General features: G+C 67.3%; 22 protein-coding genes. 13 read left to right on the top strand and 9 right to left on the bottom strand.

The genetic code is table 11. The annotated features are described in order from the left end of the window. Positions 1-46 precede the first annotated feature (46 nt). Entirely contained in the window at positions 47-1471 is a 1425-nt protein-coding gene (locus tag AS25_RS05390) for a CCA tRNA nucleotidyltransferase (protein ID WP_035963005.1), read from the bottom strand. A 103-nt stretch (positions 1472-1574) separates the two neighbouring features. Here AS25_RS05390 and AS25_RS05385 point away from each other — a divergent pair, with 103 nt between their 5' ends. The 6 genes from AS25_RS05385 to AS25_RS05360 all read left to right on the top strand — a co-directional run bounded on the left by AS25_RS05385 (position 1575) and on the right by AS25_RS05360 (position 8618). Continuing rightward, complete coding sequence (locus AS25_RS05385) at positions 1575-2075, top strand: NUDIX hydrolase (protein ID WP_035962832.1); 501 nt, start codon at positions 1575-1577, stop codon at positions 2073-2075. Between the two features lie 65 nt (positions 2076-2140). Further along, positions 2141-3796, top strand: coding sequence for a murein biosynthesis integral membrane protein MurJ (murJ, locus tag AS25_RS05380; protein WP_035962830.1), 1656 nt, complete (start codon positions 2141-2143; stop codon positions 3794-3796). Positions 3797-3863: 67 nt separating this feature from the next. Further along, positions 3864-5723, top strand: a complete 1860-nt coding sequence (locus AS25_RS05375; RefSeq protein WP_035962828.1) for a hypothetical protein — start codon at positions 3864-3866, stop codon at positions 5721-5723. A gap of 102 nt (positions 5724-5825) precedes the next feature. Then, positions 5826-6863, top strand: coding sequence for a thioredoxin-disulfide reductase (gene trxB, locus AS25_RS05370; protein WP_035962826.1), 1038 nt, complete (start codon positions 5826-5828; stop codon positions 6861-6863). Positions 6864-6951: 88 nt separating this feature from the next. Then, positions 6952-7287 carry a thioredoxin gene (gene trxA, locus AS25_RS05365; protein WP_035962823.1) on the top strand — a complete coding sequence of 112 codons (336 nt, stop codon included), beginning with the start codon at positions 6952-6954 and terminating at the stop codon, positions 7285-7287. Between the two features lie 152 nt (positions 7288-7439). Further along, on the top strand, positions 7440-8618 hold the full coding sequence (locus AS25_RS05360) for a peptidoglycan-binding protein (RefSeq protein WP_052160735.1): 1179 nt from the start codon (positions 7440-7442) through the stop codon (positions 8616-8618). Positions 8619-8774: 156 nt separating this feature from the next. Here AS25_RS05360 and AS25_RS05355 read toward each other — a convergent pair whose 3' ends face one another. From AS25_RS05355 to rpmH, 8 genes are all read right to left on the bottom strand, one after another. Then, a complete protein-coding gene (locus tag AS25_RS05355) occupies positions 8775-9977 on the bottom strand; it encodes a ParB/RepB/Spo0J family partition protein (RefSeq protein ID WP_437123709.1) in 1203 nt (400 codons plus the stop codon). A gap of 876 nt (positions 9978-10853) precedes the next feature. Next, positions 10854-11714 (bottom strand): ParA family protein, encoded by an 861-nt coding sequence (locus tag AS25_RS05350; protein WP_052160742.1) that lies wholly within the window; start codon positions 11712-11714, stop codon positions 10854-10856. A gap of 261 nt (positions 11715-11975) precedes the next feature. Then, a complete protein-coding gene (rsmG, locus tag AS25_RS05345) occupies positions 11976-12566 on the bottom strand; it encodes a 16S rRNA (guanine(527)-N(7))-methyltransferase RsmG (RefSeq protein WP_052160741.1) in 591 nt (196 codons plus the stop codon). Positions 12567-12703: 137 nt separating this feature from the next. Further along, entirely contained in the window at positions 12704-13246 is a 543-nt protein-coding gene (locus tag AS25_RS05340) for a Jag family protein (RefSeq protein WP_035962816.1), read from the bottom strand. A gap of 13 nt (positions 13247-13259) precedes the next feature. Further along, positions 13260-14243, bottom strand: a complete 984-nt coding sequence (gene yidC, locus AS25_RS05335) for a membrane protein insertase YidC (protein ID WP_035962814.1) — start codon at positions 14241-14243, stop codon at positions 13260-13262. Continuing rightward, a complete protein-coding gene (yidD, locus tag AS25_RS05330) occupies positions 14240-14677 on the bottom strand; it encodes a membrane protein insertion efficiency factor YidD (RefSeq protein ID WP_035962812.1) in 438 nt (145 codons plus the stop codon). The genes yidC and yidD overlap by 4 nt, the downstream gene beginning before the upstream one ends. Positions 14678-14744: 67 nt before the next feature. Continuing rightward, entirely contained in the window at positions 14745-15086 is a 342-nt protein-coding gene (gene rnpA / locus AS25_RS05325) for a ribonuclease P protein component (protein ID WP_035962805.1), read from the bottom strand. A gap of 28 nt (positions 15087-15114) precedes the next feature. Further along, positions 15115-15252 (bottom strand): 50S ribosomal protein L34, encoded by a 138-nt coding sequence (rpmH, locus tag AS25_RS05320; RefSeq protein WP_035962803.1) that lies wholly within the window; start codon positions 15250-15252, stop codon positions 15115-15117. Between the two features lie 502 nt (positions 15253-15754). Between rpmH and dnaA the strand changes: the two genes are divergently transcribed. The 7 genes from dnaA (at position 15755) to AS25_RS05285 (ending at position 26518) form a co-directional block, all read left to right on the top strand. Further along, positions 15755-17332: a chromosomal replication initiator protein DnaA gene (gene dnaA / locus AS25_RS05315; RefSeq protein WP_437123708.1), complete on the top strand. Its 1578-nt coding sequence runs from the start codon at positions 15755-15757 to the stop codon at positions 17330-17332. A 600-nt stretch (positions 17333-17932) separates the two neighbouring features. Continuing rightward, positions 17933-19057 (top strand): DNA polymerase III subunit beta, encoded by a 1125-nt coding sequence (dnaN, locus tag AS25_RS05310; RefSeq protein WP_035962798.1) that lies wholly within the window; start codon positions 17933-17935, stop codon positions 19055-19057. Between the two features lie 4 nt (positions 19058-19061). Further along, positions 19062-20339, top strand: a complete 1278-nt coding sequence (gene recF / locus AS25_RS05305; protein ID WP_052160732.1) for a DNA replication/repair protein RecF — start codon at positions 19062-19064, stop codon at positions 20337-20339. Beyond that, positions 20336-20929 carry a DciA family protein gene (locus AS25_RS05300; protein WP_035962795.1) on the top strand — a complete coding sequence of 198 codons (594 nt, stop codon included), beginning with the start codon at positions 20336-20338 and terminating at the stop codon, positions 20927-20929. Before recF ends, AS25_RS05300 begins: the two co-directional genes overlap by 4 nt. 239 nt (positions 20930-21168) lie before the next feature. After that, positions 21169-23238 carry a DNA topoisomerase (ATP-hydrolyzing) subunit B gene (gyrB, locus tag AS25_RS05295; protein ID WP_035962794.1) on the top strand — a complete coding sequence of 690 codons (2070 nt, stop codon included), beginning with the start codon at positions 21169-21171 and terminating at the stop codon, positions 23236-23238. A 74-nt stretch (positions 23239-23312) separates the two neighbouring features. Next, on the top strand, positions 23313-26039 hold the full coding sequence (gene gyrA, locus AS25_RS05290) for a DNA gyrase subunit A (protein WP_035962793.1): 2727 nt from the start codon (positions 23313-23315) through the stop codon (positions 26037-26039). Then, complete coding sequence (locus tag AS25_RS05285) at positions 26036-26518, top strand: DUF3566 domain-containing protein (protein ID WP_035962792.1); 483 nt, start codon at positions 26036-26038, stop codon at positions 26516-26518. The genes gyrA and AS25_RS05285 overlap by 4 nt, the downstream gene beginning before the upstream one ends. Positions 26519-26579: the final 61 nt, after the last annotated feature.

The following is a 26579-nucleotide window of genomic DNA, read 5'->3' as shown; positions in this document are numbered from 1 at the left end:
CATGGCGCGAGTGTTCCGCTGCGGTATCTCGGCGCGGCCCTTTCCGTCAGGAGTCGATGACGCCGTTCTCACGCGCCCAGGACACGAGACGCTCGCGTGCCACGTCCTCCCCCACGGCGCCCTCGTCCAGACGCATCTCCAGGAGGAACTTGTATGCGCGGCCCACCTGGGGCCCGGGCGGGATGCCCAGGATCGCCATGATCTGCTGGCCGTCCAGCTCGGGCCGGACGGCGTCCAGCTGTTCCTGCTCGGCGAGCTGGTCGATGCGGTGTTCGAGCTCGTCGTAGTGCCGGGCGAGCCGGGAGGCCTTGCGCTTGTTGCGGGTCGTGACGTCCGAGCGGGTGAGCCGGTGCAGCCGCTCGAGTTCGTCCCCCGCGTCCCGCACGTACCGGCGCACCGCGGAATCGGTCCAGTCGGCATCGCCATATCCGTAGAAACGCATATGCAGTTCCACGAGGCGGGTGACCCGCTTGATGGTGTCATTGTCGAAGCGCAGCGCCTTCATCCGCTTGCGCGTGAGCTTGGCCCCCACCACCTCGTGGTGTCGGAAGCTCACTGCCCCGGACGGTTCGAAGCGACGCGTGGCCGGCTTGCCCACGTCGTGCATGAGCGCCGCGAAGCGCAGCACGAAGTCCGGGGCGGGCACGGGGCCCTCCGGACCGGTCTCTTTCTCCGCGGCCTGTTCCATGACCGTGAGGGAATGTTGGTAGACGTCCTTATGGTGGTGCGCCTCGTCGGTCTCCAGCTGCAGCGCGGGCACCTCCGGGAGCACGATCTGCGCGAGTCCCGTGTCCACCATGAGTTCGATGCCCCGGCGGGGATGGGCGCCGCAGATCAACTTGACCAGTTCCTCGCGCACCCGTTCGGCGGAGACGATCTCGATCCGCTCGGCCATCGCGGTCATGGCCTCCCGCACGGGGTCCGCCACGGTCAGACCCAGCTGGGAGCTGAACCGCGCGGCACGCATCATGCGCAGGGGATCGTCCGTGAACGAGTCCTCCGGGGTCCCGGGGGTACGCAGCACACCGGCGTGCAGGTCCCTGATCCCGCCGAACGGGTCCACGAGCTCCATGCCCGGCAACCGCAGGGCCATGGCGTTGACGGTGAAGTCGCGGCGTCGCAGGTCCTCGGTGAGATCGTCCCCGAAGGCCACGGTGGGCTTGCGGGAATCGGGGTCGTACGCCTCGGCGCGGTAGGTGGTGACCTCCAACTGCATGCCGGACTTACGCATCCCGATGGTCCCGAACTCCCGGCCGATCTCCCAGTGCGCGTCCGCCCAGTCACGGATCAGCTCGAGGGTCTGATCGGGGCTCGCGTTCGTGGTGAAGTCCAGGTCCAGCGCGTCCCGGCCCAGCAGGAGGTCACGTACGGGCCCGCCCACCAGGGACAGCTCGTATCCGGCGCTGTCGAAGAGGCGCCCCAGCTCGTGGGAAACGGGGTGAAGTGAGGAGGTGTCCAGCAACTGCGTCATGATGAGCGTCATTATCGCATCACGGCGCACGGGACCGGGGTGGCCGGCCCACCTGCGGACCCACATCAGGGAGTGTCCCGGGAATGTCGCTAAGGTAGATGGCATGGCTTTCCCCGTACCCAGCGCGCCCAAGAGGCGACCGAACCAACCGGTCTCCGCGCTGCCCACGGTGGAAGAGGTGTCGGCCGGTGGGATCGTGGTGGACCTGTCCGATCCCACGCATCCGGTGGCCATCATTGCTCGGATCAACCGCGGTGGACGGCTCGAGTGGTGCCTTCCCAAGGGTCATCCCGAGGGCGAGGAGACCAACGAGGAAGCCGCCGTGCGGGAGATCGAGGAGGAAACCGGAATCATGGGCCGCGTGCTCTCCCCGCTGGGCAGCATCGACTACTGGTTCACGGTCTCCGGACACCGCGTGCACAAGACCGTCCACCATTTCCTGCTGGAGGCCACCGGCGGATTCCTGACCACGGAGAACGACCCCGACCACGAGGCCGTGGATGTAGCGTGGTCCGGGATCGACGACCTCGGCCGGAAGTTGTCCTTCCCCAACGAGCGGCGCATCGCGGACATCGCCCGGGAATACATCATTCACCAGTTGTAGGCTGTCCCGTCCGATCCGTCGTGCGCCGTACCCGGCCCGTCCCCCCGCGCAGGAGGCCTTGATCCATGCAGAAGTCCGGTGCGCGCTCCAGCGCCATCATGGCCTCCGGGACCCTGGTGTCCCGCATCCTGGGGTTCGTCAAGACGTTCCTGATCACGGTGGCCATCGGTTCCGCCGCGACCATGGCGGACGTGTTCCAGCTGGCCAACACGCTGCCCAACCTGATCTACGTGTTGATCGCGGGCGGTGTGTTCAACGCGGTGCTGGTGCCGCAGATTATCAAGGCGTCCAAGGCGCAGGACGAGGGTGTCGATTACATCTCCCGGCTGATCACGCTCGCCGTGATCGCGCTGTTGGTGATCACCGCGGCGGTCGTGCTGTTGGTGCGCCCCATCATGAACCTCATGGGCCCGGGGTGGTCGGACGCGCAGCTGGCCATGGGCACCACGTTCGCGCTGATCACGTTCCCCCAGATCTTCTTCTACGGCCTCTACACGGTCGTGGGTCAGGTGCTCAACGCCAAGGGCGCGTTCGGTGCGTACATGTGGGCCCCGGTGCTCAACAACGTCATCGCGATCGCCGCCCTGCTGGTCTTCATCCAGCAGTTCGGTCCGTTCCGCACGAACCCCCACACCCTCGAGAACTGGACCTCCGCCCAGACGTTCTGGCTCGTGCTCATGGCCACGGTGGGTGTCGCCGCGCAGGCCTTCATCCTGTTCTGGCCGCTCGCCCGGCTGGGGCTGCGGATCCGCCCGCGCTTCGGGTGGCGCGGGATCGGGCTGTCCACCGCGGCGCGTCTGGGCGGTTGGACGCTCGCCACCGGCGTGATCGCCAACCTCGCGTTCATGGCCCTGTACCGCACGGCAGCGATCCCCACCGGTGCCCGGGCGGACATCGCGTCCGGCCCGGGTGGGGCACCCCCCATCGCAGGTACGGCCGTCCTGGACCAGGCCACCATGCTCTACGCGCTGCCCCACGGGGTGATCGGGCTGTCCATCGCCACCGTGTTGTTCAACCGCATGGCGGCCGCGGCCTCCGAGAAGGACCGTGACTCCCTGGTCTCGTCCCTGTCCTCGAGCCTGCGGGTCACCGGTGTGGCCACCGTGTTCTGCATGGTCGCCCTGATCGTATACGCGGGTCCGCTGGGCATGCTCTTCTCCGGTGGCGTTCCCGCCGCGGGCGCGGTGATCGGTCAGGTCATCACGGTGATCGCCATCGGCGCGCCGTTCATGTCCACCGCGTTCATGCTGGGCCGCGCGTTCTACGCCCAGGAGGACGCGCGCACCCCGTTCCTCGTGCAGCTGGGAGTGTCCGTCTTCACCGTGATCGCCGCCGTGCTGATCGCCCGGGTCTTCTCGCCCGAGCACATGGTGTTCGCCGTCGCGGCCTGTTACGCCATCCAGAACGTGCTGGCCACGGTGATCTACCACTACGCCCTCACGCGGCGGATCGGGGACTACGGCCTGTCCCGGATCGTGGGCAGTCACGCGCGCATCCTGGCCGCCTCGCTCGTCGCGGGCGTGGCGGGGGTCGTGACGCTGTGGTTGCTCGGCGGGTACCGCACCGACGGTTTCCCGTGGGGCAACCAGGCAGCAGCCCTGATCAGCCTGGCCGTGGGCGGGCTCGTGATGGCCGCCGTGTACGCCGTGGCCCTGAAGCTGTTCCGGGTCCAGGAGTTCACGGGTCTGCTGGCCCCGCTGCGCGCCAAACTCGGCCGGTAGACTGCCCGAAAGATCGTTCTCGCGCCCGTGCGACCCCCGTGGCGCCCGATTATCAGAGGGAGCCACCGTGTCCCAGCCCATTGCGCTAGGAGCCGTTCTGGGGGGCCGTTACAAGGTCACCGCGTCCCTGCTGAGCACCGCCGAGGACGATCACGTGCTCCAGGGCGAGGACCAGATCCTGCGCCGCCGGGTCTCGATCCTGGTGCCCTCCCCCGCTCACGAGTCGCTGCTCGTGGACAACGCGCGTTCCCTGGCCGCCGGCGCCGGGCACAGCGGCTTCCAGGTCCTGGACATGGGTCAGACCGAGGACTCCACCTACCTGGTCACCTCCTACGCACCCGCCGCGGACCTGTTGGACGCGCTGCTGGTCGAGGACGACGACGCCGACGACTACTCCCTCTCCGACGACATCTTCGGGGACTCCCGCTCGGCCGCCTCCTCCGCCTACATCTACGAGGAGCCGGACCCCACACAGCCGCAGGACACCGTCTCCCGGGATCCCGAGCCCTCGGGGCGCCCCGCCGTCACGCGCTGGAACGCCTCCGACTACGACGATTACGACGACGCCCCCGCCGCCCCGTCCGTGCGCAACAAGCTCGGCTTCGCGCGCAAGGTCCGTCCCGACGCCGTGCGCTCCACGATGTTCGACCGCGCAGCCACCCGGGGCGCAGCCACCGGGGCGACCGCAGCGACGTCGGCCGAGGGGATCGACCCCACCTACGACGGCGACAACCGCTACGAGAGCTACGAACGGACCGAGGGCAAGCCCGGGCGCCTGGACGAACAGCCCTCCGCGCCCCGCTCGGCCCGCGATGACGACGCCGCTCACGACGGCACCGCCGCCCTCCGCACGATCGCACCGGCCTCCGGTGCAGCGGCCGGGCATGCTTCGGCATCGGACGACGACGCCGCGGCGCTCCCCGACACGGCCCCCGGTGACGACGCCGCTGCCCTGGACGATCCCGCCGCCCCGGCCAGGACGGCGGCCGGCGGTTCGGATGCCGCCGCGTCCGCCGAGAGTGTGGGTACGGCCAATGCCGCCGGGGGCGGGATGATGAACGCCGCCGCGACCACCGCGGCGGCGGGCGGGATCGCGGGCGCGGCAGCGGCGTCGTCGGCGAACGCATCCGCCGGGCATTCCCCCGCGGGGACGGACACCGCAGCGGCGCGCACCGAGGACGGGACGAGGGAGCCCGCGGCCGCCGGGCGGGAGGACGTCGCCGACCGGGCGGACACCGCGGGCGCGGGTGGCGCCCGGTCCGGCTCCACCGAACGTTCCCGCAAGGGTCCGCTGCGGTGGCTGTTGCTGTTGTTGCTGATCATCGCGCTGATCGCGGCGATCGTGATGGGCTTCCGCGGGCTCGGTGCGCTCACCGGGCAGTTCGGACAGGGCGGGGCCCCGCAGGAGAACGCGGCGCCGAGCGGACCCGCGGGCTCCCCCGCGGCGTCGAACACGCCGAGCCCGGCCGCCACACCGCAGATCGGGACGGTCACGCGGGTGACCCAGGACCCGAACTTCATGGCCGACACGGACGCCACGCTGGGCCAGGCCACGGACGGCAACCCGGGGACCTCGTGGCTGAGCTACGGTTTCTCGAACCCGCAGTTCGGAAACCTGGTCCAGTACGTGGGAATCGCCGCGCAGCTGCAGGACCCCGCGCCCGTCCGGGAACTCACGATCCAGCAGGACGGTGGCACCGGCGGACAGTTCACCGTGTACGTCTCGGACAGCCCGTCGCTCGACGGCGCGCAGCAGGTGGGCACGGGCTCGTTCACCGGGCCGCAGGTCAGCGTCCCGCTCTCCGAGGCCGCGCAGAACGATCCGCACCGGTACGTCCTGGTGGTGTGGAACGAACTGCCCCGACTGAACAATCCCATCGGCGGCTACCCGTACGGCCTGCGGATCAGCGAACTGTCCGTGCGCTGAACCCGGTGACGCCGCCGAACGGAATATCTGGCGGTACTCCCCACGTTCTGGGGTGTAGTTGACATCCGCACACGCGGTGACTCGTGGAAAGGTTTCGTACCAGTGAGCAATCAGCCCGGCATTTTCGCGAATGCTGTGAACCTCAACGTCGGCGGCGCGGCGCAGGCCTCCGCTGCGTCCGAGGACGCCCGCACCACCTCCGGGGACGACGCCGTTCACGACGTCGTCATCGTGGGTTCCGGTCCCGCGGGGTACACCGCCGCCATCTACACGGCGCGCGCGAACCTCAAGCCCGTGGTGCTGGCCGGGTCCGTGACCGCCGGTGGTGAACTCATGAACACCACGGACGTGGAGAACTACCCTGGGTTCATCGACGGCATCATGGGCCCGGACCTGATGAACAACATGCAGCAGCAGGCCGAGCGCTTCGGGGCGGACATCCGCTACGAGGACGTCGTCTCCGTGGAACTCGACGGCGAGATCAAGACGGTGACCGTGGAGGACGGGACCGTGCTGCGCGCCCGCGCGGTCATCATCTCCACCGGTTCCGAGTACCGCAAGCTCGGCCTCGAGGATGAGGAACGGCTCTCCGGCCACGGCGTCTCGTGGTGTGCCACGTGCGACGGGTTCTTCTTCAAGAAGCAGAACATCGCCGTGGTGGGTGGCGGTGACTCCGCGATCGAAGAGGCCACGTTCCTGACCAAGTTCGCGGACAAGGTGACCCTGATCCACCGCCGGGACCGGTTCCGTGCGTCCGAGATCATGCAGCAGCGCGCGTTCGACGACCCCAAGATCGAGATCCTCTGGAACACCAAGGTCACGGGGATCCAGGGCGCGGACAAGGTGGAGTCCCTGGCCCTGGAGGACACCGTCACGGGTGAGACCTCGGAGCTGGCCGTGACCGGTGTGTTCGTGGCCATCGGCTCGGACCCCCGCGTGGGACTCGTGAAGGATCAGCTCGAGCTGACCGTGGACAACACGATCGCCGTGGACGGGCGCAGCTCCACGACCTCGCTGCCCGGTGTCTTCGCCGCCGGCGACGTGGTGGACGCGACCTACCGCCAGGCGATCACCGCCGCGGGCTCGGGCTGTATTGCCGCGGTGGACGTGGAGCACTACCTCGCGGCCCTCGACAGCTGATCCGAATCCACCCGACAACCCACTCCCGCCCGGAACCGCCGGTACGGTTCGGCGACCGACCGGGGAAACCCATCGAAAGGAAACGCACATGAGCTCTGCAAAGGACGTCACCGACGCCAACTTCAAGGCCGAGGTACTCGAGAACTCCAAGCCCACCATCGTGGACTTCTGGGCCGAGTGGTGCGGTCCGTGCCGCCAGCTCGGACCCGTGCTGGACGCGATCGCCGCGGAGCATGCGGATCACGTGGACGTGGTGAAGGTCAACGTGGACGACAACCCCGCGATCGCCTCCCAGTACGGCATCACCTCGATCCCCGCGGTGTACCTCTTCGCGAACGGTGAGGTCGCCAAGACCTCGATCGGCGCCAAGCCCAAGTCCGCGCTCGAGAAGGAGTTCGGGGAGTACCTCAACCCCTCCGCGTGAGACATCCGACCCGGGCCCGCATTAGATATGTGCGCGGGCCCGGGTTTTCTCGACCCCGATTCCAGTGTGCGAACCACTCCGTGAGAGTGGCTCGCCGACCCCAGGGAGACCACGTGCCGCCATCCACCCCCGGAGCCGCGCTCAGACACGGTATGACCGACCGCCGCATCACGGGTCTCAGGGAACGCCTCGTAAGGGCAGGGGGCGAGGACCTACCCGTGGCCGGTGACAGCGTGTCGGACCCCACGGTCTTCGACGACCGTGTGGACCATGCCGTGCGCGTGTTCCAGCAGCGCAAGGGGCTCATCGTGGACGGCGTGGTCGGTCCGGAGACCGAGGCGGCGCTCAACGACGCCCAGTACAGGCTGGGCGACCGTCCACTGTTCTTCGACGAGGCGGCCCCGCTGCAGGGCGACGACGTCGAGGAGTTGCAGGACAACCTCTCGCTGTTGGGTTTCTACTACGGCCACCTGGATGCGGTGTTCAGCCGACAGACCGAGTACGCCGTGAAGGAACTCCAACACAGCCTGGGTGTCCCGAGCGACGGCACCGTGGGGCTCGACACCCTCTCCGGACTGGCTCGCGTGCGCAAGAAGATCACCTCGGCGAAGGCCTTCTCCCTGCGTGATCACCACCGGCTGGAGAGCCTCCAGGAGGCCCTCCGAGATCGCCTGGTGCTCCTGGTGCCGTCCGGCGCCGGTCCCCAGGTGTCCCCCGCCGGGGCCCCGGATTCGTTCGCCGCGGATCAGGATGCCATCACCCTCGACGTCGCGCAGCGCACCCGCGTCCTGCTCCGCGCGGTGGGCGCCAAGCCCGTGATCGCAACGGCCCAGGGCACCGGTGCTTCGTCGTCAGGTGCTGGACCGGAGGACTCGGACGGGAGCGTCCCAGAGGTCCCCGAGGTCCTCCCCGACGACGCCCTGATGCTCACCCTGCAGTGTGATTGGAACTCCTCACCCTTGGCCCAGGGCGTGGCCACCTTCTTCTGGGGTGCACCGGACACGCGGCAGGCCTACTCCCCCGTGGGTCAGCTCGCCTCGGACATGATCCTGCGTGAGCTGGTGGCCCGCACGGGTGCCCTGGACCTGGGGAGCCACGCGCGGCAGTGGAGCGCACTCCGTGAGGTCCGTACCGCGGCGGCATGGGTCGATCTGGGGTACCTCTCGAACGAGGATGAGGCCTCCCGGCTGCGGAGCGGTGAGTACCGCGCCCGTTTGGCGGAGGCGCTTCTGTGTGGCCTCCAGCGCGTCCTGGCGCCCACGCCGGAACCCACGGCCACGGGAACCATGAGCCTGGCGGACATCCAGGACTATTACCGTAGGGACGCCTGAACGCACCTAATCATTGGGCGACGGTGATTCGTTCGAGACAAGGCTGATCGACTCGCTGCTGACACTGGTTCGTCCGGCCGGAGTACGCCGGTGATGGAAGTAGGGCCGCGATGTTTCACGTGAAACATCGCCGCCCTACTTCGTACTTGCGGAGAGTCAGTTGGAGTCGAGCTTGGGGTCCAACACGTCGATGATGCGGTTGAGGTCCTCGACCGAGGCGAACTCGATCGTCATCTTGCCCTTGCGCGCTCCGAGCTGGATCTTCACGCTCGTGTCCAACTTGTCGGAGAAGGAATCTGCGATGTAACCCAGTCGGTCATCGTGACGGGTTGCGGGGGTCTTCCGCTTGCTCGCGTGTCGCTTGAGACCGTCGGAGAGGGCGACGAGCTCCTCCGTGGCACGCACGGAAAGGCCCTCCGCCACGATCCGCTGGGCGACCCGTTCCATCTCGGCGGGATCCGTCAGCGCCAACAGGGCGCGTGCGTGCCCCGAGCTCAGTACCCCTGCGGCCACACGGCGCTGCACGAGCGCCGGGAGTCGGAGGAGGCGCAGGGTGTTGGAGATCTGCGGCCGGGAGCGTCCGATCCGCTCCGAGAGCTGCTCCTGAGTGGCCCCGAACTCCTCCATGAGCTGCTGGTACGCGGCGGCTTCTTCAAGGGGGTTCAACTGAGCCCGGTGCAAGTTCTCCAGCAGGGCATCGCGCAGGAGGTCGTCGTCCGCCGTGTCCCGGATGATGGCGGGGATCTGGGCCAGACCGGCCTCTTGAACGGCCCGCCAACGCCGTTCACCCATGACGAGCTCGTACTTCTGCTCTCCCCCCTCGTGACTCGGCCGCACGACGATGGGCTGCAGGACACCGAGTTCCTTCACCGAAAAGGCGAGCTCCGCGAGCTCGTCCTCGTCGAAGACCTGGCGCGGCTGCTTGCGATTGGGGTGGATGTCCGTGACCGAGATTTCCGCGAAGGTGGCTCCGGGGACGCTCTGCAGGTCTTGCTGGTCAGAGTGTCCCGTGGGCACGACCTCTGGCTGTGACGCGGGAGCGCTCGCCGCGGGGACATCATTTCTGGCAGCGTCCGCAGCACCATCGGCGGAAGCGGCGGTACGCGTCGTGTTCGGAGTGGTAGACGATTGGGTCGATGTTTCACGTGAAACATCGGCAGAGCCGGACTCTACCTGCTCGTTCGCCTGACCAGCATTCTTGGGTGTATTGTCCACGGTCTCCTGGTGAGACCCATATGCTGTAGTCGAGGAGGTTACCTCCGCGGCCCGCGAGGAGTCCTGACTTTCATCGGTACGCGAGACGTCGTCAAAGTCTCCCGCATTGGATTCCTCGTCACCACCCGACGGCAGGAAGAACATGTCCACTGGGCGGCGCACGTTCGTTGTACTGCGTAGGGCCTGGCCCATGTCTCTCCGGGTCCGCGGCTGCTTGCTTCCACGTGATGCCGAAGCCTTCGGGGAATCGGATGTTTCACGTGAAACATCGTCGGATTGTGACCCAGCGGCGTCGGCGCCGCTTCTGGCCGGTCTCACCTGGGTCTTCGACGTTGCCGTATCAGGCTTGGTGCTCGCACCCTTTACGGAGCCCGCCTCCCCCGCTTTAGCCGACCGCGACGACCGACGCACTGAGGTTCCAGTTTTGTCGCCGTCACCGGTCGGGGCGGCCTTCTTACCAGATGCCCCAGCGTCGGCGCCTGATGCCACGGTCTTGTTGCCCTTCGTCCCGGTTTTCTTGCGGGCCGCCGTCGCGCGCGGAGTCGCCCCCTGGGGATCCTCGTCGGCAGGCGTCGAGGCGGAGGTGGCCTTTACACCCTTGGTAGTACCGGCTTTACGGGACGATCTCCGACCAGTGGGCTCGGCCACGTCCCTTCGTGCGGACTGGTCGCTACTTCTCGCGGTCTCGCTAGGGTCGACTGTCGGCGGTGTCGTTTGCTCCTGGGCGTCCCCGCTGGGGATGAGAGCGCCTAATCCGCGCCCGAGGCCACGACGTCGTTCTGCCACGATGATTTCCTCCCGGTGATGATGGTGTGTCCATCGTAGTCAACAACGGATCGTTCATATGACCCATTCACCGGTGGCAACCGTGCACCTTAAATACGAGGGCCCCGATGTTTCACGTGAAACATCGGGGCCCTCGTGGGGAGAACTAAACGGCACCGCGTTTTAGGACCTGACGTCCCCGGAGCCTCGTACGCGCAGCGTGGGGACTAGTTTGGTTCGCGGTCCAGGAACTATCTACTTGGCCGCACCGGATCCGCGGCTGGCCAGTTCAGCCGCAGCCTCCAGGTACGACAGCGCTCCGGTGGAGCTGGGGTCGTAGGTGATGACGCTCTGCTGATAGCTTGGCGCCTCCGAGACACGCACCGACCGGGGGATCATGGTCTCCATGACCTCCTTAGGGAAGTGCTGCCGGACTTCGTCGGCCACCTGCGACGCCAGGTTGGTCCGCCCGTCGTACATCGTCAGCAGGATGGAGGACACCACGAGCTTCGGATTCAGGTGCTTCTGGATCATGGTGATGTTGTTGAGCAGCTGGCTCAGCCCTTCGAGCGCGTAGTACTCACACTGGATGGGGATCAGCACCTCGGTCGCCGCGACGAACGCGTTGATCGTGAGCAACCCGAGGCTGGGCGGGCAGTCAATGAACACGTAGTCCAGTCGGGGGAGTCCCTGCTCCTCTCGCGCCGTCGCGTATTCCGCTAGAGCCCGCTGCAAGCGCTGTTCACGAGCCACCACGGACACGAGTTCGATCTCGGCGCCGGCAAGGTCGATGGTCGCCGGGAGGACCCACAGGTTGGACACCTCGGGGGATTCCTTGACCACCTCGGCCACCGGCACCTCGTCGATGAGCACGTCGTAGACGGAGTCCGCATCTGCACCGTGGGGGATCCCGAGTGCGGTGGAGGCGTTGCCCTGCGGATCGTTGTCAACGACCATCACGTTCTGGCCCTGCTGAGCGAGCGCCACGGCGAGGTTGACCGACGTGCTGGTCTTCCCCACACCACCCTTCTGATTGCTGATGGTGATGTAGCGTGTGTTGTCGGGGCGGTCCAGGTGCACGTTCTTGAGCTTGGCGCGGCGCTTGTTCTCTTCCACGAGTTTCCTCCCCAGGGCGGTATCCGCCACCGCGTCTTGTGCCGTCACTCCTGCTTGACCGTCTGTTTCACGTGAAACATGGCGTCCGCGATCAGGAACAACTTTTTTTGATTGCGAAATCGGATCAGGCGGCAGTCCGAAGTCGTGTCCACGGGTACGTCCTGCGGTGGGCCGTTCCGGCTCGGTCATCGACTGTCCCTTCCGTGACTGGTGCGGTGCTCCCAGTAGCTTATCGACAAGGCCGCACCGGCAACGACGGACTCACAGCACGAGCCGGACCACCGTGGTGGGTTCCTCCAGGAGGTCCTCGCCCACGGTCACGACCTCCGAGGACCGGACCCCGTAACGATTGAACTTCTTGCTCGCCTTGCGCAGCTCGTCCTGGGCGGAACGTCCCTTGAGCGCGAGCAGTTCACCCGAGCCCTTCAACAGCGGCAGGGTGATGTCCACCAGACCGATGAGCGCGGAGACGGCTCGGGCCGTGACCACATCCACCGGGCCCACCTCGTCCTTCGCCTGTTCGGCGCGCGCCCGCAGCACACGGACGTTGTCCAGGCCGAGATCCGCCACGATCTCCTCGAGCCACGTGACACGGCGCTCCAGCGGCTCGATCAACGTGATCGACAGGTCGGGCCGGGCGATCGCGAGGCACAGGCCGGGAAGGCCGGCCCCCGAGCCCACGTCCGCGACGTGAGCGTCCCGCGGGATCAGGCTCTCCACCGCCGCGCAGTTGAGTACGTGGCGTTCCCACAGTCGCGGGGCCTCACGGGGACCGATCAGTCCACGCACGATGCCCGAGGACGCCAGGTGCTCCGTGTAGCGCCGCGCCAGGTCGAGGCGGTCACCGAAGATCGTGCGCGCGGCGGCCTCGTGCTCACCGAGCTCGGGGGCCGGTTGGGGCTCGGGAGCGGGACGCGACGCGCCCTCGCCGCCCGACCCGTTCCTGTCCTGCCCGGACGCGCCGGGGTGCGGGGTGGAACGCGACACGGTCACTGAGCCGCCGAGACCACGATGTGGCGCCCGGCGCCGTCGCCCTCGGACTCGGAGACCAGACCGGCGTCCGCGACGGCGTCGTGGACGATCTTGCGCTCGTACGGGGACAGCGGGGGCAGGTGCACGCTGCCGCCCTCGGACTCGACCTTGGCCACGGCGTCCTGCGCCATCTCGCGCAGCTCCGAGGCCCGCTCGTCACGGTGCCCCGCGATGTCCAGGATCAACCGGCTGCGCCGCTGCGTGGCGCTGAGGACGGACAGCCGCGCGAGTTCCTGCAGCGCCTCGACCGTCTCACCGTTCTCGCCCACGAGCTCCCGCAGCGGGGAGTCGTCTCCGTCCTCCGCGACCACGGAGACGTACGTGCGGCCGTCGCGGACCTCGATGTCGATGTCGCCGTCGATGTCCGCGGTGTCGAGGAGTTCCTCGATGTAGTCCGCGGCGATCTCACCCTCCTCCTCGAGGGGGGAGAGCTCGGAGGTCTGCGCGTCGGCGGACGCGTCCTGCGAGGGCAGCTGCTGCTGTTCGTCGATGTCGTTCATCGGGTGCGACCTCTCAGCCGTTCTTCTTCTTGGCCTGTTGCTTCTGGCGCTTCTTGGACACGGGCTGCTGACGCTGGCCCGCCGCCGCGCGTTCACGCTGCTCCTCGAGCTTCTCCTCGTGCTCCTTCTTGGTCATGCCCACCGGGGGCAGGCCCTTGGCCGCACGGCGCTCGTTGAGTTCACGCTCCGCCTGGGACCCCTTGGTGGGGTTGTTGCGGATGACCCACCACTGCTGGCCCATGGACCACAGGTTCGAGACGGTCCAGTAGATGAGCACACCCAGCGGGAAGTTGATGCCACCGATCGCGAAGATGAGCGGGAACAGGTAGAGCATCATCTGCTGCTGACGGTACATGGGCGATTCCTTGGCGGCATCGCTCATGTTGCGCGCAGTCAGCTGCTTCTGCGTGATGAACTGCGTGGCACACATGGCCACGATCATGACGATCGCCAGCACGATGGTGGCCGTGTGGTTGCCCGCACCCGGCTGCATCAGGGTGGAGAACAGGGGAGCACCGAAGATCGTGGAGTCATTGAACTGGTGGACCAGCTGCGGCGTGAGGACGTGGATGGACTCGCTGTTCTGGGCGGCCTGCGGGACCGAACGCAGCACCTGGAACAGCGCGAAGAAGATGGGCATCTGCACGATGATCGGCAGGCACGCCGCGAACGGGTTGGAACCGTGTTCCTTGTACAGGGCCATCTGCTCCTCGGCCATGGCCTGGCGGGAGAGCTGGTCCTTCTTGCCCTTGTACTTGGCCTGCAGCTTGGCCATCTCCGGCTGCAGCTCCTGCATGCCGCGCATGGACTTGATCTGCTTGAGGAACAGCGGGATGGTCAGCGTACGCATGACCAGGGTCAGGCCCACGATGCACAGTACCCAGGTGACACCGGAGGCCGGGTCCATCCCGATGGTGGTGAACAGTTCGTGGAACACCCACAGCACGGCGGAGACGATCCACCTGAAGGGGAAGAGAATGATGTCGAAGAAGTTCATCGAGCGTTGGCTCCTTGAGCCGCGTGGTCGTCACGGGCCGGGCAGTCGCGCACGTGGTCGCGCACGAGGTTCGGGTGGTTGAGCAGAACGATTTTGGGGGTCGAGGCCATGGAGGGGAACTCCCGACCGCCGCTCGGGACCCTGTCGATCCCGCCGGCCGCCCACGGGTGGCAGCGCAGCAGACGTCTGACGCTCAGTCCGAGTCCGCGCACCGCGCCGTGCACGGTGAACGCCTCCAGCGCGTAGGCGGAACAGGAGGGGAAATACCGGCACACGTCCCCGTACAGCGGGGAGACGATCGTGCGGTAGAGCTTGAGCAGGGCGATGCAGAGATTCTGCGGAAGATGCTTGACGGTGCGCACGAGGCCACCGCCGGGGTTGTACTCGTGCGGCGCGCGCGAGAGGAGTTGCTCAGGAGACGGACGTGATGTCACGTGCGGGCCTCCTTCTCGACTCTGTACAGGCAACGTTACGGCATCCGTCGCGTGCGCAACGGGGAGGTCATCGCGCCTTGCGCAGCGCGGCATGCAGGGCGTCGCGGTAGTCACGCCCCAGTTCGTCCCACCCTGCCGCGGCGGCCGCGGGCAGAGCGCGGACGACGACGTCGAGCCCGGCCGGGTGTTCGCGGACGGTCACGGCAGCGAGTTCACGCAGGCGGCGCTTGACCTTGTTCCTGACCACGGCGTTACCCACCGCCTTGGAGACGATGAACCCCACGCGGGACGCCTGCTCCGTGGTGCTTCGCACGGATACGACGACGTTCCGGCGGCCACTGCGGGCGCCGGAACGTACGGTGTCTGAGAACTGCGCCGAGGTCCGCATCCGATGCCTGGTGGGCAACACGATGCGAACCTCGCGAGTTGACGATGAATCAGGCCGACAGGCTGGCGCGGCCCTTGCTGCGGCGGGCGCCGATGATGGCGCGGCCGGCACGGGTGCGCATGCGAGCACGGAAGCCGTGCTTGCGAGAGCGGCGGCGGTTGTTGGGCTGGAAAGTCCGCTTGGGCATTAGTCACTCCACGAGGTTGGACAACGGCGCGCCAACTGCGACGGATCACAGGGGACGCACGCGGTACGTATTTGGGGGCATGCGGACACGCAGAAATCGCAATCCTACACGCACAAGACTGATTCACAGTAGTCAAAAGGGCCACACCGGTCAAATTGCCGCACACTACGATCGGCGGTCCGGCGGGCAGCCGCGTCCCTCCACAGGTGTGTACACCGCCTCCCGGGAGCATGTGGAAAAGCGCCGGATCAAACCCCGGCGGAGCGAGTTATCCCCAGGTGGGAACTACACAGTTGTAGTTCTGAACACCGGCTCGAACGGGCTATGACGAGCCCGGAACGATGCTCTAGGCTGAGGTTCGCGGCCGCCCCCCACGAGGTTTATCCACCGCTGTGTACAAGTCTGTGGAAAACTGGGGCTTCCCCGTACCTCACGTCAGGAGTCGTTCATGCAGCAGGACAACAGGGCTTTGCTCGAGCAATGGGCAGAGTGCGTCCGCGTCATGAACGAGAACCCGCGGGTCACGGGACGGGCACGCGGGACCATCGCGGTGTGTGAACCCCGCGGCCTGATGGGCACCACGCTGCTGATCGCGGTCCCGAGCGAGGCCACGCGGGAATTCCTGCAGAACCGCCCCATGTCCGAGATCCTGGACGAGAGCGTGGGTCGGGTCCTGGGTGCGGACACCCTCGTGGCATTCGTCGTGGACCCCGAGCTCGAGGTCCAGCCGCCCACCACGCGCGCCGCGACCGATGCGCGCTCCTCCGATCGCAACATCCCCTCCCTCAACGAGCTCGAGGCCGAACGGTCCCCCGGGTCGTTCCAGCCCGCTCCCGGCCGGGACGCGCCGTCGGGTGAAACCCGCCCGCGATCCACGGCCGGCGCACCGACCTCCTCCGCGCACGACGACGGCGCCGGCGACTACGACGACCTGCCCCCGCGACGCGTTCCGGAAGCGGCTCCGCCGGCGCCCCAACAACGCGAGGTACTGAGCACCGGCAACGGTTCGGACACCAGCCCCGCGGATTCGGAATGGGACAGTTCGGCCCGGCTGAACCCCAAGTACGTCTTCGACTCCTTCGTGATCGGCCAGTCCAACCGGTTCGCCCATGCGGCGGCCTTCGCCGTGGCGGAGACCCCCGCCAAGGCATATAACCCGCTGTTCATCTACGGGGATTCGGGGCTCGGAAAGACCCACCTGCTGCACGCGATCGGGCACTACGCCAAGCGGCTCTACCCCAAACTGCGGGTGCGGTACGTGAACTCGGAGGAGTTCACCAACGACTTCATCAACTCCATCCGCGACGACGAGGGCTCGTCCTTCAAGGGCATCTACCGCAACGTGGACCTGCTGCTGATCGACGACATCCAGTTCCTCGCGGGCAAGGAGCACACGCAAGAGGAGTTCTTCCACACCTTCAACGCGCTGCACAACCACGAGAAGCAGATCGTGATCACCTCGGACATGCCGCCCAAGCAGCTCACGGGATTCGCCGAGCGGATGCGCTCCCGCTTCGAGTGGGGTCTGATCACGGACGTGCAGCCGCCCGAGCTCGAGACCCGGATCGCGATCCTGCGCAAGAAGGCGATCAGCGAGGGGATGGACGCCCCGGACGACGTCATGGAGTACATCGCCTCCCACATCTCCACCAACATCCGCGAGTTGGAAGGGGCGTTGATCCGGGTCACGGCCTTCGCGTCCCTCAACAAACAACCGGTCGATCTCCCACTGGCCGAGCTCGTGCTCAAGGACCTGATCACCGATGACGGGGGACAGGAGATCACGGCGGCCTCGATCCTGGGGCAGACCGCGGCGTTCTTCAACATCACCCTGGACGAGCTGAAGTCCAAGTCCCGCACACGAACGCTGGTGACCGCGCGCCAGATCGCCATGTACCTGCTGCGGGAACTCACGGACATGTCCCTGCCCAAGATCGGCCAGGAACTGGGCGGGCGGGACCACACCACGGTCATGCACGCAGACCGCAAGATCCGCACTCTCATGGCCGAACGCCGGCAGATCTTCGATCAGGTCACGGAACTGACCAACCGGATCAAACAACAATCGCGCGAGGGCTGAGCACCCCTCCGATCACGCGACACCCGGACATGGGCCCTCGGAACACGGTTCCGGGGGCCCATTTTTCTTGTGATTCGTCCACAGGCCGAGCCCGCGGATCCACTGCCCTCGGCGCCCACCGTGCACAGGGGAATCCGGAGGTGTGGACGCGCTGTGCACAGTCCCGATCGGGGCCGTGTGGAAAAATCTGTGGACAACGAGCAAACCGCGGTGGACAACCCGCCCGCAACGGTGGGCGAGCCTGTGGAATCCGCGGAATCACGCGGAAGTTGTGCACTCGGCACGCACAAGGCGATCCACAATCGTCCACACCGGATCAACACCCCCGAACCGCGGGATTGCTGAGGAGCAGGCAGTTATCCACAGAGTCCACAGGGGTTATTAACACTTCTACCCCTTAAGAAAAGATCGACCGAATAACAAAAATCCGGTCCTCCCCGGCCGAACGGGTCCCCGGGATCTCTGTAATTACAAGAATCCGGGAACCGCCACGGGCGAATCCTGCACGAACCCGATGATCCGGGGGTTCGGATCACGTCCCCGCGGCCGGATACCATGCAGACAAAACACTTCAGTTCCGAACCAAAAGAGGGGCACCCCGTGAAGTTCTCGGTCGAGCGCGACGTACTGGCTGAAGCAGTCACCTGGACTGCCCGTTCGCTGTCACCGCGGCCTCCCGTTCCCCTGTTGTCCGGACTGCTCATCAAGGCGGAGAACGGCTCGCTGTCCATCGCGAGCTTCGACTACGAGATCTCCGCGCGCCTGACCATCAGCGCGGACGTCCTCGAGGAGGGCACCACCCTGGTCTCCGGCCGTCTGCTCGCGGACATCTGCCGGTCCTTGCCCTCCGCACCCGTGCAACTCGAGGCCGACGGCGGCAAGGTCACCCTCACGTGCCGATCCGCCAAGTTCAACCTCGCGGCCATGCCCGTGGACGACTACCCCCAGCTGCCCGGACTGCCGGACCTGTCCGGCGTCGTGGCCGGGGACGAGTTCGCGCACGCCGTGGCACAGGTCAACATCGCGGCGTCCAAGGACGACACCCTGCCGATCCTCACGGGCATCCGCATGGAGATCGAGGGCGAGAAGATGACCCTGCTGGCCACGGACCGCTACCGGCTGGCCATGCGGGAACTCACCTGGCGGCCCACCGATCCCACGATCTCCACGGCGGCCCTGATCAAGGCCAAGACCCTCAACGACATCGCCAAGACCCTGGGATCCTCCGGTGACGTGAACATCGCGCTCGCTCAGAACACGGAACTCGTGGGATTCGAGTCCGGCGGCCGGCGCACCACGAGCCTACTGATCGACGGCGAGTACCCCAAGATCCGCTCGCTGTTCCCGGAACACACACCGATCACCGCCGTGGTGAAGACCTCGGAACTCGTGGAAGCGGTGCGCCGCGTGTCCCTCGTGGCCGAACGCAACACCCCCGTGCGGCTCGCGTTCAGCGAGTCCCAGGTCGCGCTCGACGCGGGAACCGGGGAGGATGCCCAGGCCTCCGAGATCCTGGACGCCCAGCTCAACGGCGACGACATCACCGTGGCCTTCAACCCCACCTACCTCTCCGAGGGACTGCACGCGTTCGACTCCGACTACGTCCGGTTCTCGTTCACGGCCCCTCCGAAGCCGGCCGTACTCTCGGCCCAGAGCGAGCCCGACGGCGAGGACAGCGTGGACTACAAGTACCTGCTCATGCCGGTGCGTCTGCCCAACCAGTGATCGTGTGTTCGTAGACCACCTGTCGCTCGCGAACTTCCGGACCTATCCCGGTCTGGACCTCCCGCTCGCCCCGGGACTCACGGTGTTCGTGGGACCCAACGGTGTGGGCAAGACCAACATCGTGGAGGCGATCGACTGGGCCGCGACCCTGGGCTCCCACCGTGTCTCGGGCAACGGACCGCTCATCACCACGGGATCCGACCAGGCGATCATCCGGGTACGCGTCAACCGCGGGGGACAGCGCACGGTCCTCGAGTACGAACTCAATGCCGCACGAGCCAATCGCGTGCGGATCAACCGGGCGGCCCCGGTCCGCGCCCGTGAGGCCCTGGGGACCCTGCACACCGTGTTGTTCTCCCCGGAGGACCTGACCCTGGTCAAGGGGGACCCCTCCCACCGGCGGCGGTTCCTGGACGATCTCGCCACGGCCATGCGACCGGTGCTCGGTGCCGCGCGCTCGGACTACGACCGGGCGCTGAAGCAGCGCAACGCCCTGCTGAAATCGGCGCGACGCTCCCGGGGGTTCTCGGACTCGGACCGTGCGACGCTCGCGGTGTGGAACGACCAGCTCGCGCGCGCCGGCGCGGCCGTGATGGGCGCGCGGTTGCAGTTGCTCAAGGCTTTGGAGCCCGAGGTGGACCGGGCGTACCAACAGCTCACGGACGGACCCAAACACGTGTCCCTGGGCTATGAGAGCTCGTCCGTGGCACCCGGTGCCGATCAGGAAGCGCTCGAACACTTCTCGGTCACGGACCTCTACGAGCTCATGATGAATGCCTTCGAGCGCATGGAACGTCATGAGCGGGATCGCGGGATCACCCTGGTGGGACCGCACCGGGACGACCTCGTGATCCGGCTGGGGGACACCCCCGCCAAGGGCTACGCGTCCCACGGGGAGACCTGGTCCACGGCCCTGGCCCTTCGTCTGGGCTCGTGGTACGTCCACCTCGCCGACGATCCGGCCCGGGGTTCGGCGCCCGTGCTGATCCTGGACGACGTGTTCGCGGAACTGGACGCGCGCCGACGACGCCGCCTGGCCGAGCTCGTGCGGCAGGCAGAGCAGGTGCTCGTGACCGCCGCGGTGGACGAGGACCTACCCGCGGCGCTGCTCGAGGACTCGCCCACGGTGATCGAGGTGGAGGCGGGGGCGGTACGGAACCGCGCGGCGTCGCCGGCCGAACCCGAGACCGAGGCCGAGTCCGAGTCCGGACCCGAGCCCGAGGCCGGAGCAGATCCCGGGTTCGGCGGGAACCAGAACGCCCCCGAGGCGGAGCAGCCGTGAGCGAGCCCGTGCACCGCGACGTCGTGGACGCGGCGGCCGTGGCCCTGCAACGGGCCCGGAAGGCCGCCCGGGACCGCGGAGACACGCCCCTGTCCAAGGCGGCCGCGGCCAAGAACATGCGCGCCTTCGGCACGGCCATGGAGGAGGGAACGGGCTCCCCGGCATTGCGCGCGCGGGACCGTTACGGCGCGGATCCGCGCCAGCTCGGGGGCTTCTCGGGACCGGGGCGTTCCGCGCGGGACCCCCGACCGCTGTCCACCGTGGTGGACGCGCTGATGACCCACCGGGGCTGGAAGACGCCCGTGAACGTGAGCAGTGTGCTCGCGGACTGGCCGTCCCTCGTGGGGGCGCGCAACGCCGAGCACACCTGGCCCGAGAGTTTCGAGGACACCGTGGTGCGTGTGCGCTGCGACTCCACGGCCTACGCGACCCAGCTGCGGTTGATCCAACCCCAGATCCTCAGGAAGTTCTCGGACAAGCTGGGGGAGGGGATCGTCACGCGGCTCGAGATCTACGGTCCCGTGGGGCCGAGCTGGAAACGCGGGCGCTGGTCGGTGCAGGGCAGGGGGCCACGGGACACCTACGGGTGAGCCGAAATCGCCAAAAACGCGCCAGAAGCACGCGAGGCGCACCGCACCCCGAAAATGGGTCCACCCTGCGCGGCGGGGTTCCGGGGCGTCTGCGGGCCGTCCAGCGCTTTATGCGGTAGAATGGGAAGCCAAAGATCTTCCCGTCCCGCCAGCCGATGAGCCGCGAGCCGTCTCATCGGCTGTATTCATGTGGGTCGGGTGATGATCGCCATCGATTACGCAGGAGGACCGGAGACCCCGTGGCTACAGAGGATCCCCTACAGCACGAGTACGGCGCGAGCGACATCACCGTTCTGGAAGGCCTCGAGGCGGTCAGGAAGCGCCCGGGGATGTACATCGGTTCCACGGGCCCCCGCGGCCTGCACCACCTGGTCTACGAGGTGGTCGACAACTCCGTGGACGAGGCGCTCGCGGGGTACTGCGACCACATCGAGGTGACCCTCCAGTCGGACGGCGGCGTGCGCGTGAGCGACAACGGCCGCGGCATCCCGGTGGACATGCACCCCACGGAGGGCAAGCCCACCGTGGAGGTCGTGATGACCATCCTGCACGCCGGTGGCAAGTTCGGCGGCGGTGGCTACGCCGTGTCCGGCGGTCTGCACGGCGTGGGCATCTCGGTGGTCAATGCCCTGTCCCGGCGCGTGGACACCGAGGTCCGCCGACAGGGCTACGTCTGGCGGATGAGCTTCGCGAACGGCGGCCACCCCCAGGGTGAGCTCGAACGCGGCGAGCAGACGGACGAGACCGGGACCACCCAGGTCTTCTACCCGGACCCCGAGATCTTCGAGACCGTGGACTTCGACTTCGAGACCCTGCGGGCGCGGTTCCAGCAGATGGCATTCCTGAACAAGGGTCTGCGCATCACGCTCACGGACGAGCGCGCCACGGACGAGACCGGTGAGGAGATCGCGGGGGAGTCCCCCGTGGACACCTCCGGTCCGGTCGAGGGACAGGACGGTGGGACGGCCGGCACGGACGACGCCGCTGTCCCCGCCCACGGGGGCGCGCGCCGGGTGGTCTACTGCTACGACCACGGCTTGCTGGACTACGTCACGTTCCTGAACTCGGCCAAGAAGGCCGACCTGATCCACGACGACGTCATCTCGCTCGAGGTGGACGACCCGGACAAGAAGATGTCCCTGGAACTGGCCATGCAGTGGACCACGGCGTTCAACGAGTCCGTGCACACGTACGCCAACACCATCAACACCCACGAGGGCGGCACCCACGAAGAGGGCTTCCGCACCGCGCTGACCACGCTCATCAACCGCTACGCGCGGGAGAACAAGCTGCTGCGCGACAAGGACGACAACCTCACGGGCGAGGACGTGCGCGAGGGGCTCACCGCGGTGATCTCGATCAAGCTCGCCGAACCCCAGTTCGAGGGCCAGACCAAGACCAAGCTGGGCAACTCGGAGGCCAAGACCTTCGTCCAGCGTGAGATGTTCGACCTGTTCGGGGCGTGGCTCGAGCGCAACCCCAACCCCGCCAAGGACATCATCCGTAAGGCCATATACGCGTCCCAGGCGCGGTTGGCCGCCCGTAAGGCGCGCGAGACCACGCGTCGCAAGGGTCTGTTGGAGTCCGGCGGCATGCCGGGCAAGCTCAAGGACTGCTCGTCCAAGGACCCCACGGTCTCCGAGATCTACATCGTGGAGGGTGACTCCGCGGGCGGTTCCGCCGTGCAGGGTCGCGATCCCGCGCACCAGGCGATCCTCCCGCTGCGCGGGAAGATCCTCAACGTGGAGCGGGCCCGGTTGGACCGTGCGCTGTCCAACGCGGAAGTGCAGTCCATGATCACGGCCTTCGGTGCGGGCATCGGTGACGACTTCGACATCGAGAAGGCCCGCTACCACAAGATCGTGCTCATGGCGGACGCGGACGTGGACGGCCAGCACATCACCACGCTGTTGCTCACGCTGCTGTTCCGGTTCATGCGCCCGCTCATCGAGCACGGGTACGTGTACCTCGCACAGCCGCCGCTGTACCGCATCAAGTGGTCCAACGCGCCGCACGACTACGTCTTCTCGGACGCCGAACGCGACGCCGCCCTGGCCAAGGGCCTGGCGGAGAACCGGCGCCTGCCCAAGGACAACGGCATCCAGCGCTACAAGGGCCTCGGCGAGATGGACTACACCGAGCTGTGGGACACCACCATGGACCCCGAGCACCGCACGCTGCTGCAGGTCACCATGGACGACGCCGCCGCGGCGGACCAGGTGTTCTCGGTCCTGATGGGCGAGGACGTGGAGTCCCGCCGCGAGTTCATCCAGCAGAACGCGAAGGACATCCGGTTCCTGGACATCTGAGCATGTGACGTCCGGAATATTCCGGCGCGAGCATAGACGATGACCCCGGGGATAAGAGAAGGAAACAGCAACGCATGAGTGACGAGACGCAGGACGGCAACGTGCCCGTGGACCCGCAGGACGCACCCGAGGCCGGCGACGGCGTCGTGACCGACGAGGTGGCGATCACGGGCGACCGCGTGGAGCAGATCGATCTCCAGACGGAGATGCAGCGCTCCTACCTGGACTACGCCATGGCGGTGATCGTGGGGCGCGCCCTGCCGGACGTCCGCGACGGTCTCAAGCCCGTGCACCGGCGGGTGCTCTACACGATGTACGACGGCGGCTATCGCCCCGATCGCTCGTTCAACAAGTGCGCGCGCGTGGTGGGCGACGTGATGGGCAACTACCACCCGCACGGTGACTCCGCGATCTACGACGCCCTGGTGCGCCTGATCCAGGACTGGATCATGCGCTATCCGCTCGCGCTGGGGCAGGGCAACTTCGGTTCCCCCGGTAACGACGGCGCCGCGGCCCCCCGGTACACCGAGACCAAGATGGCGCCTCTGGCCATGGAGATGGTCCGGGACATCCACGAGGACACCGTGGATTTCCAGGACAACTACGACGGCAAGCAGCAGGAACCCGTGGTGTTGCCCGCGCGGTTCCCCAACCTGCTGGTCAACGGGTCCTCCGGCATCGCGGTGGGCATGGCCACCAACATCCCCCCGCACAACCTGCGCGAGGTCGCGGACGGGGTGCAGTGGTACCTCGAGAACCCGCACGTGGACCGCGAGACCCTGCTCGAGGAACTCATCAAGCGGATCAAGGGTCCGGACTTCCCCTCCGGAGCGCAGATCCTGGGTCACAAGGGCATCGAGCAGGCCTACCGCACCGGTCGTGGTTCCATCACGCAGCGCGCGGTGGTCAGCGTGGAGGAGATCCACAACCGCACGTGCCTCGTGGTCACGGAGCTGCCGTACCAGGTCAACCCGGACAACCTGGCCATCAAGATCGCGGACCTCGTCAAGGACGGGCGGGTCCAGGGCATCGCGGACATGCGCGACGAGACCTCGGGACGCACGGGTCAGCGGTTGGTGATCGTGCTCAAGCGGGACGCCGTGCCCAAGGTCGTGCTCAACAACCTCTACAAGCACACGCAGTTGCAGGAGAACTTCTCCGCGAACATGCTCGCGCTCGTGGACGGGGTGCCCCGCACGCTGTCCCTGGACGCGTTCGTGCACCACTGGGTCACCCACCAGATGGAAGTCATCGTCCGGCGCACCAAGTACCGCCTCAAGCAGGCGCAGGAGGAAGCGCACATCCTGATCGGCCTGCTCAAGGCCCTGGACGCCCTGGACGAGGTCATCGCCCTGATCCGGCGCTCGCCCACGGTGGAGCAGGCACGCACCGGGCTCATGGAGCTGCTCGAGATCGACGAGGCCCAGGCCCAGGCGATCCTCAACATGCAGCTGCGTCGTCTGGCCGCGCTCGAACGGCAGAAGATCCAGGACCGGCACGCCGAGCTGCAGCGGTTGATCGCCGAGTACGAGGCGATCATCGCGTCCGAGGAGCGCCAGCGCGAGATCATCTCGGAGGAGCTGCAGGGCATCGTGGACCACTACGGTGACGACCGCCGCACCGAGGTGCTCTACGGCTTCGACGGGGACGTCTCCATGGAGGACCTGATCCCGCAGGAGCAGGTGGTCGTGACCATCACGCGCGACGGCTACGTCAAGCGCACCCGTGCGGACGAGTACCGAGCCCAGCACCGCGGTGGCCGCGGCATCAAGGGCGCGCAGTTGCGCGGCGACGACGTCGTGGAGCACTTCTTCGTGACGAGCACCCACAACTGGATCCTGTTCTTCACGACCCTCGGGCGCGTCTACCGCGTCAAGGCGTACGAGTTCGTGGAGGCCGGCCGGGACGCCAAGGGCCAGCACGTGGCCAACCTCATGGAGTTCCAGCCCGAGGAACGTATCGCCCAGGTCATGGAGCTGCACTCCTACCAGGACGCCCCGTACCTCGTGCTCGCGACCCGCAACGGATTGATCAAGAAGTCGCGGCTCACGGACTACGACACCAATCGTTCCGCGGGCGTGATCGCGATCAACCTGCGCGAGAACGACGAGTTGGTCTCGGCCATGCTCGTGGACACCGACGACGACGTCATGCTGATCTCGCGCCTGGGCCAGTCCCTGCGGTTCACCGCTGACGACGACGCCCTGCGCCCCATGGGTCGCGCGACCTCCGGTGTCACGGGCATGAAGTTCCGTTCCGGGGACGAGTTGCTCTCCGCCAACGTGGTCAGCGACGACTCCTACGTGTTCGTGGTGACCGAGGGCGGCTACGCCAAGCGCACGAGCGTCCAGGAGTACCGCGTGCAGGGCCGCGGCGGCCTGGGCATCAAGGTCGCCAAGCTCGCCGAGGTCCGCGGTGGCCTGGTGGGCGGGCTGATCGTGGGCGAGAACGACGAGGTGCTCGTGGTCATGGAAAGCGGCAAGGTCGTACGCTCCAACGTGAGCGAGGTCCCCGCCCGCGGCCGCGACACGATGGGTGTGATCTTCGCCAAGCCGGGTCCCAACGACGCCATCGTGGGGGTCGCCCGCAACGCCGAGCGGGAGATCGAGAAGGAGGTCGCCGAGGAGGACGCCGCCGAGGCCACCGGGCCGAGCGACGTCGCCCCCGGCCCCGCGACGGACTCCGCCGAGGCCGCGACCGCGGACGCCCCCGCGGGCCAGGACGGTGCCGACGCCGCTGCGCCGGTCGGTGACGACGATGCAGTAGCGTTGGAGCACAACGACAACGGAGGTGACGCATGAGCGCGAGCTCAGCCTCGAAGGCGGGCCAGCCCGTGAAGACTTCTTCCCCCCAGAAGCCGTCCCCGCAGAGCGCCAAGAGCTCCGGCAAGGGACTCGTGCGACCCGCCCCCCGGGCCAAGGTGCGCCGCGCACGGCTCGTGGTGTCCAAGGTGGACACGTGGTCCGTGCTCAAGCTGGCCTTCCTGCTCTCCGTGGCGCTCGGGATCATCACGGTCGTGGCGTCCCTGGTGCTGTGGATCGTGCTGAGCCTCACCGGGCTGTTCGACGGGATCAACGAACTGCTGTCCATGCTCGGCGGCAGCGCCGGGGGGGCGGACATCAAGCGGTTCCTCTCGCTCGGCAACGTGGCCCTGTTCGCCACGATCATCTCCGTGGTCAACGTCATCCTGCTGACCGTGCTGTCCGTGCTCGGGGCGCTCGTGTACAACATCGCGGCGTCCCTGATCGGTGGCATCGGGGTGACCCTGACCGACGACTGATCCCGCGGTCCGCCCGATTTTGTGCGGCGGATGAAACTCCGGTAAAGTCTTGGCGTGGCCG

The sequence above is a fragment of the Kocuria marina genome, from assembly GCF_000786655.1.
Taxonomy (GTDB): domain Bacteria; phylum Actinomycetota; class Actinomycetes; order Actinomycetales; family Micrococcaceae; genus Kocuria; species Kocuria marina_A.
This window is presented reverse-complemented; position numbering and strand designations above follow the sequence as displayed.